The following is a 17,604-nucleotide window of genomic DNA, read 5'->3' on the forward strand; positions in this document are numbered from 1 at the left end:
CCATATCTTCTTCTCCGGGAAGGACCGGGTGCACCGCACCCAGTCCTCTGGGCTTCTCACGTGCCGGGTTACTTGCCGAGCGCCTTGTCCGTCGCAGCCTGCACGGAGGCCAATGCCGCCTCCGGCTGCACGCTGCCATCCGCAACGCCGGCGAGCGCATTGTCCAACGCCTCGGCGACGGCGGGCGAAGCGAAACGCTGGTTCTCGGCCTTTGGCAGATCGGCCATGAACCGAGCCGACATCTGCTTGACGTGATCGGTGATGTCGCCCTTGGGTTCGTGCCCCTCGAAAGCCGGCAGGTCGTTGAGGTCGTTCAACGCCTGCTGCAGGCCGACGCCATTGGTCAGCTCGGAGAGGAAGGTCCAGGCCTCGGGATTCTTCGCGCCGTTCTTTGTCAGGCCATAGCCGATGTCGATGCCGCCGATCGGCGGGCTTGCGGAGCCGCCATCCTTGACAGGCGGGAGATAGAAATAGTCGAAGCCATCCATGTTCTGGACATATTCGGAAAGCGGCGGCGGAAACTTGCTTTCCTGCATCCACCACGAACCCAGTGCCATCATGCCGACGCGACCCTGCGCGAATAGCTGGGCACCGGTGGGATAGGCATGCGCCCCCAGGGCGCCCTGCTGGAAGATGCCGTCATCGAACAAGCCCTTCCAGGCCTTCATCGCAGAGACCAGTTCCGGTGCCGACCAGGGGGCCTGGCCGGCCTGGGCCTTGTCGACGATCCCTGGCGAGAATTGGTTGGCAAGCATCAGAAAGACGTTCTCGTTCTGCCAACCATCGGCAGCCCCCTGGAACATCGGGATGTAGCCGCCATCGGTGAGAGCCTTCGAAGCTGCCTTCAGATCGGCATATGTCTTGGGCACAGCGATCTTCAGCTTTTCAAAGAGCTTTCTGTTGTACCAAACGCAAAGAACCTGTGATTCCTGAGGGACAATATAGGTATTGCTGTCTCCCGCCGGATTGCCCATCTGCATCTGCTTGCGATTGACGGCGAAGACCTTGTCCTTCCAGTCCTTGCCCCACGTCTTTGCCGCGAGCTCGTCGACCGGGGCAAGATTGTCGCGATATTGCTGGGTCAGGGAACCCGGCTGCAGGCCAATGACGTCAGGCAGGCTGTTGGAGGCAGCCGCCGCCTTGAGCGCCGTTATGTATTCCGGCGAGTAATTATAGTAGGTATAGGTTACCTTGACGCCCGGATGCGCCTTCTCGAAGGCGTCGATGGACTTTTGCATGGTGCTCTGGATGAACCAGGACCACACCGTGACTTCCTTTTGTTGCGCAAACGCCGACACGGTCGACAAGGCAAGCACAAGCATGCTTGTGCCAAGAAATGCTCTGCGTCGCATAACGTCTCCTCCTCCTGGATATTTTTATATTTATGGTGCGCACGCGCTGCGCTGTATTTGCGCGTAAACCTCCCTCGCTATGGTCGCATCAAGACAAGGGAACGAAGGCGTTGCAGTGTCGGTGGCTGGCCGATCCATCGGCGTCGCGGCTCGTAGCGTCGGTCAAGGCCAGTGTCATATGCAGCCGTGCCGACATCACTGCTCTTGTCGCAGCCAGCGCGACGATTTGCCAGTTTCTGATCAAGTCTGGTTGACACCGGATGAACCTCGTTGGAGGGCATAGCTCTGGCTTGCTCGCCATAAAAGCAAAATTCCAAATTCTGTCAATCTCTATCTAATTAGCGCAGAGAGATTGAGTGAGCGTCGCGTTGGAGCTCTTGAGGGCGACCGTATCCTTCAATTTCTTTCAATGGTTTGGAGCAAAATTCGCCGACATTTCCTTCTCTCAGGAGGCAGCTCGGATTTGCGGCGATTTCCGTTCTTGATTGTGTGTTTTGCCCATCTTCGGAAAATTATGATCAAATGGCGATAAAAACACGCAAGGCAGATCAAATGATCCAGATTATTGCGTTTCCACTAAAGACGGCGATATCGTTGGCGGGGGCTCGATTGCTCGGTTGACCGATAATGATAGAAATTGAAGGATCAGGTACGATGACCGGATCCGATCTGATCGCAGATTGCGGGTACGCGATCTGATGGTGGCAGCGGAAAGCCTGCAGGCTTGCGCGCTTGTCGGAAGGCAGCAGGGATAACCAAGGTGGAGCCATGGAATCAGCGAGCAAACGAGTGGACATGGTTCCTGCAAAGCGCAGGGCGATCATCCTGGAGCATCTGCGGGCGAATGGTGCAGCCAGCGTACAGGAATTGGCTGATGCGACGGGTGGATCCCAATCCACCGCACGGCGCGATCTCGAATATTTGATGGAAAAGGGGTACCTTGAGAGAACCCATGGCGGCGCCCACCTGGTTCAGCCGGCGCGCGCAACCTTCGAGCGCGAGAATTCGCTCAATGCCCAGCTGCAGCGCGTCGAGAAATTGGCAATCGGGCGGGAGGCTGCATCACGGCTGAGCGCCGGACACAGCGTCATCCTGGACAGTTCCTCGACGGTGATGGAGGCTGTGCGGGCGGCGGCCGAGCGCGACCTTCCCCTGACGATCGTGACAAATAGTCTTGAGATCGCCGATTTTGCCGCCGACATCCGGTCCTGGCGGACGATCATGCCCGGTGGGAGCATCCGTGCCGGCTACAGGCACCTTGCCGGAGAGCCGGGGGAGAGCTTCATTCGCACGCTGCACGCCGATCTTTGTCTCATGGGGGCATCGGCCGTTACCGGCACCCTCTTGACCGAGGCGTCGCTGGAAGTGGCCTCGTTGAAGCGAGCCATGATTGCGTCGGCCGGGCGCAAGATCCTGCTTGTCGACAGCTCCAAATTTACCTCACCGAGCTTCTGCACCCTTTGCGAAGTCTCGGAGATCGACGAGATCATCACCGATGACGCGGTTGGCGCCGAAGCCCTGGCGCCTCTACGCGCAGCCGAGAAACCCGTGACGCTGGTGCCGGTGCAACGCGTGGACGGCAGGCCTTTTCGACGCGCCGGCGGCGTGGTGAGCCAAGCGATTGCCTCGCCAGCTTTTCGGTAGGAGTGTCCGGGGGGCTACGCCGCGCGCCGGTCACGTCATCTGGTCCGGCATTTCCGACAATACAGTCAAGATCGTCGACAACTGCAGAACCAGCCAGCTCGGCTTCGTGCCGCTCGACAATTCGGAACCCTTCCTCGCGGTGGTCGAAGCCAGGACACCCGTTCCTGACCAGAGGGCGCCGCGGGCCAACGGTGGACAACGCGATAAGGTGCTGGGAGCGCACATGTCTCTTCAGCGCCGTGGACCGGTGCTGGCCTGACCGCCGGCAACAGCGATCACGGCGACGATGACGAGCCCGGTCACCATCAGACGCATCCCCGCATCGGCGCCAAGCGTGTTGAGCATGATCTGCAGAAACACCAGGAACAATGATGCCCCCCATACGCCTGCGACGCTCGCCTGGCCGCCGCCCACGGCGGTGCCGCCGATCACCACTACCGCGATGGAGGCAAGCAGATACTCGTTGCCGATGTCGACCGAAGAACCGCGAAAATAACCGGCCAGCAAGGCACCGTTGAGGCCGCCCAGGCCGCCGCAGAGCATGTAGGTGAGACAGCGGATGGTGGCGACCGGTATGCCCGCGAGCCAGGCGGCCCGCTGGTTCTGGCCGATGGCGGTGACGCTGTAGCCGAAGATCGAGCGGTGCAGCAGCACGGCGATGCCGATGCTGGCGAGCATCGCGACAAGCACGAAGAGGGGCAGGCCGGCGAGGCGCAGATCCGTGAAGGCGGCGAAGGCGGGCGGCGGCTTGATCTGCAGGCCGCGGCCATAGCTGATGTCGACGGATTGGATGACGAAACTTGCCGAAAGGGTGGCGATGATCGGGGGGATGCGCAAGGCTGCGATCAGGAGGTAGTTGATCACGCCGATGGACGCGCCGCAGGCGAGCGCCGCGCACAGGCCGAGCGGGATCATGGCATCCGAGCCCCCCATCACTTTCATCGCAACGGCGCTGGCCAGGCCGATATTGGCCGGCAGCGACAGGTCGACATTGCCGGGACCAAGCGTGATGACGAACATCTGTCCGATCCCGACCACGATGGTGAATACCGCCAGCGAGAAGGCTGCGTCGAGCATGCCGGCCGCGCCACCGCCGCCAGTAGCGAGGATGGTCGCGGCATAGACGAGGCCGGCGCCGATGAAGGACCAGATCCAGGGAAGGGCGAAGAGCTTGCGGGTCAGATCCATCGCTCAGGCCTCTCGTTTCGCGATGAGCGCACGCGCCGCCAGAATGACGATCAGGATGGCGCCGTTGGCGCCGACCTGCCAATCGGGCGGGACATGCATGAAGCTGAGCAGTGAGGAGGAGGCGAGAGAGAGCGTCAGGGCGCCGATCACTGCGCCGACGGGCGACACGCGCCCGCCCACGAATTCGCCGCCGCCGAGGATGACGCCGGCGATGGAGAGCAGCGTGTAGCCATTGCCGATATTGGCATCGCCCGCCGTCGACAGGCCGGTGAGGGCCAAGCCCGACAGGACACCGAACATGCCCGCCAGCATGAATGCCACGATCTTGATTTTCAGCAGCGACCAGCCCGCCCGCCGGATGGCAGCGGCATTGCCGCCGGCCCCGCGCAGTATGGCGCCGTAAGCCGTGCGCTTCAGTCCGCAATGCACCAGCGCTGCGATGACGACAGCGGCGACGATCGGCATCGGTACGTAGGGCGTCTTGATGGTCATCACCGTGTGAAGCCAGTCCGGCGCCTTGCCGCCCGGCGTGGGAAGCAGCAGGATGGCTGCACCCTGCCAGAAGAAGCTCATGCCGAGCGTCACCACGATGGATGGCAGGTTGCGCAGATGGATGAGAGCTCCGATCAATCCATAGACGACGACGGCGCCGATGATCACCGCGGTGCCCAGCAGGGGCGCCTGCACCAGCCAGGTGGCGGTGACACAGCCGATGAAGCTGACGAAGAAGCCAAGCGACAGGTCGAGATCATTGACGGTGATCACGAACATCTGCCCGATGGTGACCAGCACCAGCGGCACGGCGAGGTTCAGCATCAGGTTAAAGCCGAGATAGCTGATGGCGCGCGGGTTCAGCCAGCCGATCGCGCCGAGCACGAGGAAGAGGGAGATCGCAGGCAACACCGCCCGCAGGAGCGGACGCCAGGTGGCGGTGCGGGCCGAAGCGGGGACAGGGGAAGCAAGGCTCATGCGGCCTCCGTAAAGGAAGACTGGATGACCTTCTCTTCAGTAATCTCGTGGCTGGCGAGTTCGGCGACGATGCTGCCGTTCCGGAAAACATAGACCCGGTCGCAGTTCTCCAGTTCCTCCGTTTCGGTGGTGTACCATAGGAAGGTACGCCCCTTGCGAGCCTCCTCGCGCAGGAGATCGTAGACCTCGAGCTTGGTGGCAATGTCGACGCCGCGCATGGGGTCGTCCATCAATACGATCCGTGCATCCGAGGCGAGCGCCCGCGCGAACAGGGCTTTCTGCTGATTGCCTCCCGAAAGGGTGAGGATGTTATCGGTCATGGCCGGAGTGCGAATGCGCATACGTTTGCGCCAGGTCTCGCCGAGTTCGTCTTCGTGCTTGCGGGAGATCAGGAAGCCGCGCCGGAGGGCGCGCATCGAGCCGATGGCGATGTTGCGGGCAATCGAGGAGAGGGGGAAGATACCGTCGCGCTGACGGTCGCCGGCGATCAGGGCCGTGGGCACGGTGACCTCGATGCCGGAGCTGTGTCCGCCCTTCGCCGCGAAGATGTCGATCAGCATCCGGGTCTGGCCGTGGCCGGCCAGGCCGGCCAGTCCGACGATCTCGCCCCGGCGCGCCAGCAGCTCGATGGCCGATCCGTCACCGGCAGGCCGCACGCGCACGCAGACCTCACCATGCGCCGATGGCGCCTGAATGCTGGTGCTGCCTTGCCGATGTTCGGCGCCCATGGCGCTCACGAGCCTGTCGCGATCGAACTCACGCGCAGGCCCGTTGGCGACTACGGCGCCATCGCGCATGACCACGATGCGGTCGGCATTGTCGAGGATCTCGCCGAGCATGTGGGAGATCAGGATGCAGCTCAGGCCTTTTGCCACTGCGGCGCGCATATAGGCGAGGAGCTGGCCCGCCGTATGGCTGTCGAGCGAGGAGGTCGGCTCGTCGAGAATGATGAGATGGAGCGGTGCGTCCGTCACCGTGAAGGCGCGGGCCACTTCGACCATCTGCCGGCGGCCGATCGAGAGATCCTCCACCACGTCGCCGGCGGCGATGCCATGGCCGGGAAAGATCTCGTCGAGCTTGGCCGTGATCAGGGCGCCGGCCCGGCGTCGCCAACCCAAGCCACGCAGCGCGCCGTGATTGACGCGGGTGTTCTCGGCCACGGTGAGATTGGCGCAGAGCGACAATTCCTGGAACACGCAGCGTATGCCGAGGGCATTGGCTGCCGTCACCGTATAGCCGATTTGCTGCCGGCCCGAGATCCGGATGCTGCCCGAGGTAGGCGGCAGGGTACCCGCCAGCACGTTCATCAGCGTCGACTTGCCGGCGCCGTTATGGCCGACGAGCCCGATACATTCGCCGGGGGTGACAGTGAAATCGACCCCGGCGAGCGCACAGACAGTGCCGAACTGCATGGTCACGCCGTCGAGGCGAACGATATCGGAAGGCTTTTGCGTCACCGATGAATCTCCGCCTTGCATCCCGGCCGCTTACTTCGCGGCCGCCTCAATGGCCTTGGCGACTTCGTCCTGGCCGTATTCGCGATTGGCCACGCCCCCGGCCGGCGTATCGGCGAGATATTTGTCGAGTTCGCTCGCCCCGATCGTCAGGATACCCATCGGCACCTCGTTGGGAACCTTCTTGCCGTCGAGGACCTGCTGGGCCACCCAGAAGGCGAAGGTCACCATGCCCGGTGCTTCGGAGGCCGACCAGGTGTCGTAGCCGCTGGCGCCTCCCTGCTCCTTCCACCAGGCAAGCTCGTCCTGGCGGTTGCCGAGCATGATCAGCGGCAGGGGCCGGCCAGCGGCCTTGAAGGCCTGCGCCGTACCGTAGCCATCGCCGCCCTGGTCGATCACCGCGGCGATCTGCGGCAGCGAGGGCAGGACCGTCGTCACCGCCTTCTGCGCCGTGGTCTGGTCCCAGTTGCCGTTGACCTCGGAAACGATCTTCAGGTTCGGATGTTTCTTGATTTCGGCTTCCACGCCCTTGGTGATGTCGGCGTCGATGCTCGTACCGGCCAGGCCGCGCACATAGAGCACATTGCCGCCATTGGGCAGGCGCTTGGCAACCTGGCGGACCTGTTCGGCGCCATAAGTCTCGGCGAGGTCCACCGTTACCTTGTAGGCGCAGGGTTCGGTGACGAGGCCGTCGAAGGCCACGACCACGATGCCGGCATCGCAGGCCTGCTTGACCGCGCCGTTCAGGGCCTCGGGGGAGGCGGCATCGATGACGATGGCATCATAGCCCTGCAGGATGAGGTTCTGGATCTGGGCGGCCTGGGTCGGAGCTTCCTTGTCGGCCGTGGTGAAGGCATCGGCTGCGGCGATCACCTTGTCGGCGACGGCCTGCTTGCCGACCTTGTCCCAGCTCTGCAGCATGGCCTGACGCCAGGAATTGCCGGCATAGTTGTTGGAAAGAGCGATCTTCTTGCCCGACGTGTCGGCAAGCGCGGGGCCTCCCAGCAGGAGCGCCAGCATCGGCGCGACGACAAAGGCCAGCTTCGAATTCATGGGAGTCCTCCGGTTCAGTGCTCTGATGTTTTTCTTGCCTGCCAACGCAGGCTGCTTGCCGATGAACCTAAGGTACAATATGTCACGTGGTCAAGCGCCCGACCACAACGCGATAGCGGCGCCCTTGCGGAGGTGACGGTGACGATGTCCTGTTTCGAAATTCTCGACGACCGCTTCCGGCGCCTGTTCGTCGGCACTGCACAGCTCGATCGGTTGTATACGGGCTGCCGCTGGGCCGAAGGGCCGGCCTATTTCCCGGCAGCCCGTTCGCTGGTCTGGTCCGACATCCCCAATGATCGCATGCTGCGCCTCGACGAATGCAGCGGCTCGGTCTCGGTATTCCGCCATCCTGCCGGCCATTCCAACGGCAACACCGTGGATCGGCAAGGCCGGCTGGTGACCTGCGAGCATGGCGGGCGCCGCGTTTCGCGCACCGATATCGATGGTCGCGTGATCACGCTGGCAGACCGCTATGACGGCAAGCGCCTCAACAGCCCCAACGACGTGGTCGTGCAGTCCAATGGCGATATCTGGTTCAGCGATCCCACTTACGGCATCGATTCCGACTATGAAGGCCACCAGGCCGACAGCGAGCAGGGTGCCAATCGCGTCTACCGTCTCGATGCCTCGGGCAAGCTGAGCGTGGTGGCGGACGATTTCGTCCAGCCCAACGGTCTCGCCTTCTCTCCGGACGAAAAGCTGCTCTATGTCGTCGACACCGGCCGCAGCCATCTGCCGGACGGTCCGGCCCATATTCGCCGTTTCGCCGTGGGGGAGAGCGGGGCGCTCGTCGACAAGGGGCTGTTTGCCGACTGCACAGCCGGCTTCTTCGATGGCCTGCGCCTCGACACGCAGGGCCGCATCTGGACCAGCGCCGGCGACGGCGTGCATTGCTACGATCCCGACGGTAGCCTCATCGGCAAGATCCTCGTGCCGGAGGTGGTCGCCAATGTCTGTTTCGGCGGGCTGAAGCGCAATTATCTCTATATCTGCGGGACGACGTCGCTCTACGGCGTCCGCCTGCCGGTCAACGGCGCCAAGACGTTCTAGGTGGCCGGCGCCCTAGTCGTGTCGGGCGCTAGTGCCGATCAGGCCTTCCTGCAAGGCGCGGACATAGGAGTGCCGCGTGTTGAGGATATGATTGACCAGGATCGAATCGAGCTCGACGAGGTCGCCTCTCTCGAAAGCCGACATCATCTGTTGATGCTCGATGTAGGAGCGGTCCTGTACGCCGGCGAGCGGTACCGAAAGATGGGTGCGCAACGTCGCAATGGGGCCGGAGACGAGGGCGTAACCGTCTTCGATGAAGCGATTGCGGCAATTGCGGATGAAGGCCTCGTGGAACACGGTGTCGGCCCGCGAATAAGCCACGGGATCGGCCTTGGCCCTGGCCTCGTCCATGGCCGCCTTGGCGCCATTCAGCATCTCGATCGTCTCGGCACGGCGGCGGGCCAGCGCGAAACTGACGGCCCGGCATTCGAGCAGGATGCGATATTCGCAAAGGTCCACCAGGTCCTGCTCCGTGGGGAAGAAAACATAGCTGCCTTTCTGCGGCACGATGTTCACCATTCCCTGCAATTGCAGCATCGAGAGGGCCTCGCGCACCGGTGTGCGGCTGACGCCGAGCTTGGCGGCCAGACCGAGTTCGGAAAGCTCGCTGCCGAGCGGCAATTCAGAATCGATGATGGCTTGGCGCAACCTTTCGGCCACGGTGGTCGTCAGCGAGCGCGGTCGGTCGATCGACAGGGCTGCGGATGAAGCGAGCGACACGATGGGCGGTTCTCCCAGATTCCAGCTTTCCAGTATGCAAGATACAGCCCGCACCGGCAATGGGGAGTGAAATTCTCCGAGGTGCAGGCGCTAGCAACAAAAATTACTGAGGTACTGTACTTCAGATAGGGAGGCGTCTAAGTTGCGGGCAGCCTTGGTTGGCTCAGCATCCGGGAAGCCGGCCATCAACAGGCCTCGTGCCACCCGACGGGAGAGGAAAGTGTTCAAGCCAAATCAGCTGAAGCGACGCCTTGCGGCGGGGGATGCCCTGTTCGGCGCCTGGGTGGAGACTGGCAGCGCCACCAATGTCGAAATCCTGGCGCATCAGGGTTTCGACTTCCTCATCCTCGATCTCGAACATGGCCTGGGCGAGCTGCGCGATGCCGTCGACATGCTTCGAGCGGCCGAAGGCGGCACGCCCTGCATCGTGCGTGTACCGTGGAACGATCCGATTATCCTCAAGCGCTTGCTCGACGCCGGCGCCAACAGCCTGATGATCCCATCGGTCGAGACGGCCGAGGAGGCCAGGGCAGCTGTCGCCGCCTGCCGTTACCCGCCGCAGGGACGGCGCGGCTATGCGGCGCCGCTGGTGCGTGCCTCGACCTTCGGCAAGGTCGCCGACTACATGGCGCGGGCGAATGAAGAACTCCTGATCGTCATCCAGCTCGAATCCGCCGATGCCGTGCATCGTGCCGCCGAGATCTGTGCCGTCGAGGGCGTCGACGTGCCGTTTCTCGGGGTCAACGACATGGCCGGTTCGATCGGCATGCTGGAGCAGCTCGACAGGCCGGAAGTGCGTGTCCTGGTGAGCGAAGCGGAAAAGGCGCTGCTTGCCAGCGGCAAGCCGATGGGCACCGTCCCGAGCGCCGGTGCAAATTGGCAGTCCCTCATCGAGGCCGGCTATCGCCTGGTCCCGGTGGCAAGCGATGTCGGTCTCATGCGCGACGCCGCTCTGGCGGTGGTGCGCGAACAGGTGAAATTCCGCGAGGAGCGGACGGGCGTGGCGGTTCACTCCGCCCTGCCGATGGACAGGGCTCATGCTTACTAAGATGTCGACAAATGCCTCCGCCGAGGCCATCCGTGCGCTGGAGGAGGCGCTTGGGCCTGCCGTGGTGCTTTCGGGTGCCGATATTCCCGAACGCAATCTCCAGGACTGGAGCACGCTCGGACCCGTCCGTCCGCTGGCCGTGGTCCGGCCGTCCGATGCCCAGGGCGTTGCGACGGCGATGCGGATTGCCGCGCGTCACGGTATCGCTGTCGTGCCGCAGGGTGGGCTGACGGGCCTGGCCGGCGGTAGCCGCCCTATCGAAGGCGCCATCGCCCTGTCGCTCGAACGGCTGGTGGGCATCGAGGAGATCGATGCGGCGGCGGCGACCATGACCGTGAAAGCCGGTACCACGCTGGAGGCCATCCAGCGGGCGGCCGACGATGCCGGTTTCTTCTTTGCCCTGGATCTCGGGGCCCGCGGGTCCTGCGCCATCGGCGGCAATATCGGTACCAATGCCGGCGGCAACCGCGTCATCCGCTACGGCATGACTCGCGACATGGTGCTCGGGCTCGAGGTCGTGCTGCCGGACGGCACGCTGATGACCAGCCTCAACAAGATGATCAAGAACAATGCCGGCTTCGATCTCAAACAGCTCTTCATTGGGTCGGAAGGCACTCTCGGCGTCGTGACGCGGGCCGTGCTGCGCCTGCATCCCAAGCCCAATTGCGTGATGGCGGCCCTGTGCGGCCTTGGCAGCTACGACAAGGTTCTCTCGTTTCTCGGCAGCACCCGCCGCTGGCTGGGGCCGACCCTGTCGGCCTTCGAGGTGATGTGGCCCGACTATTGGCAGGTGGCGACCCAGCGCGTTCCCAACATCCGCCGTCCGGTTTCCGGCGAACATGCCTTCTACGTGCTCGTCGAGGGCATGGGCACCCATGAGGACGAAAAGGCCCGCTTCGATGCCCTGCTCGAGAACCAGATGGAAGCTGGCATCATCGAGGATGCGGCAGTGGCGCAATCGCTGAGCGACGTGAAGGCATTCTGGGGCGCGCGAGACGCGGCGGCCGAATTCAGGCAGGTGCTGGGACCGCACAGTTCCTTCGATATCGGCCTTCCGGTTGCCGACATGGATATCTATGCCCGGGCCTGCCGCGCACGATTGGCGCGTGAGCTGCCGGGGTGCGAGAGCTACTTCTACGGCCACATTGCCGATGGCAACATGCACATCATCGCCTGCGTTCCCGGCGCGGCGCAGCAGCCTTACGAGGCGATCGACGACATCGTCTATGACCTCGTGCGCAGCCATGGCGGCACCATTTCGGCCGAGCACGGCATTGGGCTGAAAAAGAAGAAGTTCCTGCCTTACACGCGCTCGCCGGCCGAGCTCGAGCTCATGCGCTCGATCAAGGCCGCTCTCGATCCTCGCGGTTTGCTGAACCCTGGAAAGGTTGTCTGAGGCCTGGCGGAGCCGGGCCGTGGCGCAGCCACGACGGTTGCCATTGCGCACTTGCCTCGTCGGCACTCCGAGCCTGCGGCCGAAGCGAACTGCGCCGCGCAAGCCGGTGCAGCCGGAGATAGGCGTCTGGCTCGAGGGCAGGGCCAGACCGCGCATCCTGGCAGCCCCCAAACGGACCTTTCGGAAGATTACCCGACTTAAAACAGAACCGGCCACATGGGAAAGGCCAATGGGACGGAGACTATGATGACTATGAACAATGGCCAGGCCCACCTGGCCGGCCGCGACAGGTCCGATCGGGCATCGCTCGACCGCGCCATATCTCGGGCGAAATGGCGCATCCTGCCGTTCTTGATCCTGATGTATCTGCTGGCCTATCTCGATCGGGTCAATATCGGCTTCGCCAAGCAATCCTATCAGGCGACCACGGGTGTGACCGAAGCGGCCTTCGCCTTTGGCGCAGGTGTCTTCTTCCTCACCTACGCCCTCTTCGAATTGCCGAGCAACCTCATGCTGCACAAGGTCGGAGCCCGCCGCTGGTTGGCCCGCATCATGGTGACTTGGGGCATCATTTCCGGGCTGATGATGTTCGCCTACAACGACACGACATTCTCGCTGATCCGCGTTGTCCTGGGCGCTGCCGAGGCCGGCCTTTTCCCCGGCGCAATCCTGTATCTGACGCTCTGGTTTCCAAAGGAAGTCCGCGGAAAAATCCTGGCGATCTTCTATTTCGGCAGTCCGCTCGCTTTGATCTTCGGCGGTCCGATATCCGGCCTGTTCCTCGATATGGACGGCCTGTTCGGCCTCCATGGCTGGCAATTGATGTTCCTGATCGAGGGAGGCATCACCGTTCTGGTCGGTATCTGGGCCTATTTCTATCTGACCGACACGCCGGCCGAAGCCAAATGGATGCCTGCCGACGAACGCCAGGCCCTGACGGCCGCGCTTGCCGCGGAGCAGTCCGAAAAGGCCCATAGCGGGGAGATCGATTTTGCGCGTGCCGTTCGCAATCCGCGCCTGTTCTATTTTGCCGCCATCTATTTCCTGATCCAGATCACCGGCCTTGGCGTGGCCTTCTATCTGCCGACACAGGTTGCGGCCCTGCTCGGGGTCAAGGTCGGCCTGCTGGTGGGCTGCATTTCGGCCATTCCGTGGATTTGTGCCCTGATCGCGGGCTTCTTCTATCCGGACTGGGCGGTGCGCTCGGGCCGGCGTCAAATCTGCCTGCTGTTTTCGCTGGCGGCGATCGCGCTCGGCCTGGTGGCCTCTGCGCATGCCAGCCCGGCGCTGGCGATTGCGGCGCTCTGCTTTGTCACCATGGGCATCATGACGGCGCAGCCGATCTTCTGGACCTTCCCGACGCAATATCTGGGCGGCGCGGCGGCGGCCGGCGGCTTTGCGGTGATCAATTCCCTGGGCGCCCTGGGCGGCTTCGTCGCTCCGAACGTCCGTACCGGAGCCATCACCTGGTCCGGCATCGAGGCCTATGGTCTCTATGCGATCGCTGCAGCCGCGTTTCTTGCATTCGTCCTGGTGCTCTTCATCAAAAGGGTTTCGGACAGCCAGCCGCTCAGCGCGACGATCTCCTCTGTTCGGACCTGAACAGGGGAGCCCGGTATGATGTCGGCGTCCTGCGGGTAGGATCAGCCTCCCCGAATGTCGCCGATGTCGAGCCGTTTAAAACTGACGATCCAACCTCGTTGAGTCCAAGACAAACACCCAGGCCGAACACAAAATGACCAAGAAAATCGAGGGCATCATTCCCGTGATGATCACCCCGTTCACGCCGAGCGGGAAGATCGACTATGCGGGCGTGGCCAATCTGGTGGAATGGTATGTCGCAAACGGCTCGGATGCCTTGTTTGCCGTTTGCCAATCCAGCGAAATGCAGTTCCTGAGCCTGGAGGAGCGTGTCGAGCTCGCAGCCTTCGTGAAGAAGGCGGCTTCAGGCCGGATCCCCGTCATCGCATCGGGCCATGTGAGCGAAGATCTCGATGATCAGCTCGCCGAACTCACCGCGATCGCGGCAACAGGGGTAGACGGCATCGTTCTCGTCACCAACCGTCTGGATGCCAAGAAAGAGGGCGGCACGAAATTCATCGACGATCTCAATTGGCTGTTGCTGCGGCTGCCGAAGGACATGCCATTGGGTCTTTACGAATGTCCTGCTCCCTATCGCCGTCTGTTGACGGATGATGAGCTGGCCTTCTGCGCCCATAGCGGCAGATTTGTCATCTTGAAGGACGTGTCGTGCGACCTCGATACGGTCAGGCGGCGCATCGAGCTCACCAAGGATACGCCGCTTTCCATCATCAATGCCAATGCAGCGATTGCTTTCGACGCGATCAAGGCGGGCTCGCGCGGTTTCACCGGGGTTTTTACCAATTTCCATCCCGATCTCTACAAATGGCTGCTGATCAAGAGCTCGGACAATCCGGCCCTCGCCGATGAGCTCTCGGTCTATCTCGCACTCTCCGCAATGGCCGAGCCGATGGGGTATCCGAAACTGGCAAAGCTTTATCATCAGCGCATTGGCACTTTCTCCTGCACCGACAGCCGGACCGTGACTTTCGATATTCGCGAACGATTCTGGGCGCTGGATGCGCTTATGGACAAGATCGTCCAGGGGACGGAACATTACCGCAGGCGTATTGCGGCGGCCGAGCTTCTTCAAAACGGGATTGAGAGTGGCTCGCCCTCTTGACGTTCCCGGCTTCTGGCCCGGCGTGTGGTCTTTGACGAAAGTTGCCTTTGAAGATGTGAGCGCTCCGCATGTCGGGGCCTCCTCCAATGTGGCCGGCTTGCCGAAATTGTCTGGGTCGGAAGCGGGCCCGCATTGGGTGTCGCAGCACAAACCTGCCGGTCTTTGTCGTACTCCTCTACTACCCCAAGCCAGAAAATCGGGCCTATAAGGTCATGCTGGTGAGGTGGCCGGAAAAAGAATATGCTCGCAGCAGAGCATGAAATGCCGCCGTTCTGGCCAATGAAATCTGGGAGGAGTTCGTGGTCGAGATCATTTCCAAGCGGGATGGCCCGCGCCGGGAGGATGCCGCGTTGCGCAGGCTTCTGTCGGAGAACCGCACGACCATCACGCGTCTTGCCGATCAGTTCAGCGCCGGTGCCTATTCCGCCAGCAAGGTCGCCAAGCCGAAACCGCAGCCCAAGGGGCTGATCTTCCATGACATGAGCGCAGGCGCTCCCTCTGAGGAGCCACTTGCCCGCATACGCGTCAGCCTCAACGGCCGCGTCATCATGGTGGATGAAAACACCAGTCGCCAGCTGCACCATCTCGGCCAGATCACGACTCGGGACGGCGGCGAGGTCTTCGTGCTGGCAACCAGCGAGAATGGCTTTTTCGCTCCCCTGGATGAGCCGATCGCAACCCTGCTTGCCGGTCTCGACAACCAGACCTTGTCCGGCGACCACACTGAAGAGTGGCTTGTTGCCGAGATCGGCCGCCGGCTGGATCTGGAATGAATCTGGAGCTCCGTTCTCGCCGTGTCCACGGACCTTGCGAGGACGGTGCATTCCTGATGCTCTTACGACCTGCGGCATGGCGCTGGCATTCCGTGCCTCGCACTATCGCTGCCGCCCGATTGGAACTCCCGTGAACTAGAGGTGCTACTCGAGAAAGCGATGTGAAGCACGCATGACACGCGATATCGATCTGGACGACATCCGCACCAGCGTTGCCCCGCCCGGCCGGCAGACGCAGAGCCTGTCCGTGGCAAACCTCGACTATGACGAACGACGGACCATGCGGGCCTGGGAGAATCTGCTCTCCGGCGCTTCGGACAGGGATCGTGCGCGTTCGCCGGTCCGCTCCCTCATCCGCGATTCCTGGCACCGCTGTGCGAGCGGCGGCATCGATGCACAGCAGAACGAAGCGCCCCTCAGGGGCGGGCGGGACGAGGTCGAGCACCTGGCTTACCTCAACCGCGAGCTCCTGGAAGCGGCACGCCGGTCCTTCTTCACGATCGGCCGGTTGCTCGAAGGCACCGGCGCCATGCTGGTTCTCGCCGATGGCGAGGGCACCCTCATCGATACGGTCGGCGACGAACGCACTTTGCGCGACGGCATGGATATCCATCTGGCGATTGGCGGCAAATGGACCGAGGATGTCGTGGGCACCAACGGCATCGGTACGGCGCTGTGGGCCGGTGAACCGGTCTTCGTACATGCGGCCGAGCATTTCTGCGCGGGCATCAAGGCGTGGACCTGCGCCGGTGCCCCGGTGCGCGATCCCTTCGATGGGCGCATCATCGGCGTGGTCGACCTCTCGGGCCATCCCGACATCTTCAGGCCCCACAACACCGCTCTGGTCGCGGCGGCCGCGCGCGAAATCGAAAAAGCCCTGGCCGACCAGCAGAGCGAGGAGCGCACGCGCCTGCTCGAAGCCTTCATCACCTCGGCGCCGCGCTATCGCCGTTCCGACGGTTTGATGATCGTCGACCGCCATGGCCGGGTGATCTACAAGGCCAACCTGCCCAGGCCGATCGAGGGGGGCTTCCTCGCCTCCTTCTCGGGCGCCCCGGCCCGCAGGCTGGTCGAACTGACGGGGGCCGACAGCCTGGAGGGGCTGGTCAGCCAGCTGCCGCAGGAATTCCAGACCTGCCATGTCAACCGGCTGGAGCTGGATGGAGATCTGCGGGGAGCGGCGCTGGTGTTTCCGCCCGTTGCGGCGCCGAGCCTCGTGCCAGCCGTCAATCCGGCATCCACGCGTCTCAACGAGGCCCGGGCCGCCATCGTCGGCGAAAGCCCTGCCTTGCGGGCAGCCGTCGACGTCGCCTGCCGGGTGTCCCAATCCAGTGACGTCACATCCCTGCTGATCGAAGGGGAGACCGGCGTCGGCAAGGAGCTGTTCGCCAGGCTCCTCCAGCAAGGCAGCCGCTCGGGCACGAGCGCCCCATTCATTGCCCTCAATTGCGGGGCGATCACCCGTGAGCTCTTCGGCAGCGAGCTGTTCGGCCATGCACCCGGCGCCTTCACCGGTGCCAGCCGCGAGGGCAAGCCGGGTGTGTTCGAGCTCGCGAATGGCGGTGTGCTCAGCCTCGACGAGATCGGCGAAATGCCGCTCGATATCCAGCCCTTCCTGTTGCGCGTGCTCGAGGACCGCGTGGTGACCCGTATCGGCGACAGCCGGCGCCGGCCGGTCGACGTGCGGCTGGTGGCTTCGACCAATCGCGAGCTCAAGCAGGAGGTGGAGGCCGGGCGCTTCCGCCGGGATCTCTATTATCGCATCAGCACGGTGTCGATCCGCGTGCCGCCCCTGCGCGAGCGCGGAGAGGACATCGTGCTGCTGCTCGATCACTTCAACCAGAAGATCGCTACCCGCATGCAGATGGAGCCGCTGGTGTTCACGCCGCAGGCGCTGGACCATCTCATGGCCTATCACTGGCCCGGCAATGTGCGCGAGCTGCGCAATCTGGTCGAGAAGCTGCATGTGCTCAGCCATGGCGGCAGCGTCGGCCTTGCCGACCTGCCGGGGGAGATCATCCGGGGCGAGGGCGACGCTCACGCTCCGGCTTCCTTGCCCGCGGCGGGGATGGGAACGCTGGAGGACGCGGAACGCCAGGCGATCCGGCAGGTCCTGGCGGCCGAGGATGGCAATCTGAGCCGGGCGGCGCGCCGGCTCGGCGTCTCCCGTCCCACGCTTTACCGCAAGCTCGACCAATATGGCATCCGCCGCGGTTTCATCTGAATTCTGCTGAGGTTGTCTGGCCTGCGGGG

15 protein-coding genes are annotated in these 17,604 nt (G+C 63.2%); 9 read left to right on the top strand and 6 right to left on the bottom strand.

Annotation, left to right across the window (positions count from 1 at the left end; all coding sequences use genetic code 11):
- Positions 1 to 68 precede the first annotated feature (68 nt).
- Complete coding sequence (locus tag ACIGJE_RS27195) at positions 69 to 1,352, bottom strand: ABC transporter substrate-binding protein (protein WP_311939446.1); 1,284 nt, start codon at positions 1,350 to 1,352, stop codon at positions 69 to 71.
- A 768-nt stretch (positions 1,353 to 2,120) separates the two neighbouring features.
- Here ACIGJE_RS27195 and ACIGJE_RS27200 point away from each other — a divergent pair.
- Both ACIGJE_RS27200 and ACIGJE_RS27205 read left to right on the top strand, forming a co-directional pair.
- Positions 2,121 to 2,996 (top strand): DeoR/GlpR family DNA-binding transcription regulator, encoded by an 876-nt coding sequence (locus ACIGJE_RS27200; RefSeq protein WP_415082078.1) that lies wholly within the window; start codon positions 2,121 to 2,123, stop codon positions 2,994 to 2,996.
- Complete coding sequence (locus ACIGJE_RS27205) at positions 2,974 to 3,255, top strand: hypothetical protein (protein ID WP_311939443.1); 282 nt, start codon at positions 2,974 to 2,976, stop codon at positions 3,253 to 3,255. The genes ACIGJE_RS27200 and ACIGJE_RS27205 overlap by 23 nt, the downstream gene beginning before the upstream one ends.
- Here the strand turns inward: ACIGJE_RS27205 and ACIGJE_RS27210 are convergent.
- Genes ACIGJE_RS27210 through ACIGJE_RS27225 form a run of 4 tightly spaced genes read right to left on the bottom strand, consistent with a single transcriptional unit; the run spans position 3,228 to position 7,660 of the window.
- Positions 3,228 to 4,184, bottom strand: coding sequence for an ABC transporter permease (locus ACIGJE_RS27210; RefSeq protein ID WP_394315047.1), 957 nt, complete (start codon positions 4,182 to 4,184; stop codon positions 3,228 to 3,230). The two genes, ACIGJE_RS27205 and ACIGJE_RS27210, sit on opposite strands and share 28 nt — an antisense overlap.
- 3 nt (positions 4,185 to 4,187) lie before the next feature.
- Positions 4,188 to 5,153 carry an ABC transporter permease gene (locus ACIGJE_RS27215; protein WP_415082076.1) on the bottom strand — a complete coding sequence of 322 codons (966 nt, stop codon included), beginning with the start codon at positions 5,151 to 5,153 and terminating at the stop codon, positions 4,188 to 4,190.
- Positions 5,150 to 6,610: a sugar ABC transporter ATP-binding protein gene (locus ACIGJE_RS27220; protein WP_394315049.1), complete on the bottom strand. Its 1,461-nt coding sequence runs from the start codon at positions 6,608 to 6,610 to the stop codon at positions 5,150 to 5,152. Before ACIGJE_RS27220 ends, ACIGJE_RS27215 begins: the two co-directional genes overlap by 4 nt.
- A 30-nt stretch (positions 6,611 to 6,640) precedes the next feature.
- The gene (locus tag ACIGJE_RS27225) at positions 6,641 to 7,660 is read right to left on the bottom strand and encodes an ABC transporter substrate-binding protein (RefSeq protein ID WP_415082073.1); all 1,020 of its coding nucleotides are present in this window, start codon (positions 7,658 to 7,660) and stop codon (positions 6,641 to 6,643) included.
- 144 nt (positions 7,661 to 7,804) lie between these two features.
- On the opposite strand from ACIGJE_RS27225, the gene ACIGJE_RS27230 reads away from it, so the two are divergent.
- Positions 7,805 to 8,710: an SMP-30/gluconolactonase/LRE family protein gene (locus ACIGJE_RS27230; RefSeq protein WP_415082280.1), complete on the top strand. Its 906-nt coding sequence runs from the start codon at positions 7,805 to 7,807 to the stop codon at positions 8,708 to 8,710.
- 12 nt (positions 8,711 to 8,722) lie between these two features.
- Here the strand turns inward: ACIGJE_RS27230 and ACIGJE_RS27235 are convergent, their stop codons facing one another.
- Entirely contained in the window at positions 8,723 to 9,430 is a 708-nt protein-coding gene (locus ACIGJE_RS27235; protein WP_311939429.1) for a GntR family transcriptional regulator, read from the bottom strand.
- A gap of 220 nt (positions 9,431 to 9,650) precedes the next feature.
- Between ACIGJE_RS27235 and ACIGJE_RS27240 the strand changes: the two genes are divergently transcribed.
- The 6 genes from ACIGJE_RS27240 to ACIGJE_RS27265 all read left to right on the top strand — a co-directional run bounded on the left by ACIGJE_RS27240 (position 9,651) and on the right by ACIGJE_RS27265 (position 17,575).
- Positions 9,651 to 10,478 carry an HpcH/HpaI aldolase family protein gene (locus ACIGJE_RS27240; protein WP_367625876.1) on the top strand — a complete coding sequence of 276 codons (828 nt, stop codon included), beginning with the start codon at positions 9,651 to 9,653 and terminating at the stop codon, positions 10,476 to 10,478.
- Complete coding sequence (locus ACIGJE_RS27245) at positions 10,468 to 11,874, top strand: FAD-binding oxidoreductase (protein WP_415082071.1); 1,407 nt, start codon at positions 10,468 to 10,470, stop codon at positions 11,872 to 11,874. Before ACIGJE_RS27240 ends, ACIGJE_RS27245 begins: the two co-directional genes overlap by 11 nt.
- 243 nt (positions 11,875 to 12,117) lie before the next feature.
- A complete protein-coding gene (locus ACIGJE_RS27250; protein ID WP_483680924.1) occupies positions 12,118 to 13,476 on the top strand; it encodes an MFS transporter in 1,359 nt (452 codons plus the stop codon).
- 133 nt (positions 13,477 to 13,609) lie between these two features.
- Positions 13,610 to 14,578: a dihydrodipicolinate synthase family protein gene (locus ACIGJE_RS27255; RefSeq protein ID WP_367625879.1), complete on the top strand. Its 969-nt coding sequence runs from the start codon at positions 13,610 to 13,612 to the stop codon at positions 14,576 to 14,578.
- Positions 14,579 to 14,877: 299 nt separating this feature from the next.
- Complete coding sequence (locus ACIGJE_RS27260) at positions 14,878 to 15,351, top strand: hypothetical protein (RefSeq protein WP_311939414.1); 474 nt, start codon at positions 14,878 to 14,880, stop codon at positions 15,349 to 15,351.
- 172 nt (positions 15,352 to 15,523) lie between these two features.
- Positions 15,524 to 17,575, top strand: a complete 2,052-nt coding sequence (locus ACIGJE_RS27265) for a sigma-54-dependent Fis family transcriptional regulator (protein ID WP_311939411.1) — start codon at positions 15,524 to 15,526, stop codon at positions 17,573 to 17,575.
- Positions 17,576 to 17,604 lie beyond the last annotated feature (29 nt).

The organism is Labrys sp. E2SS-1L, assembly GCF_057073705.1.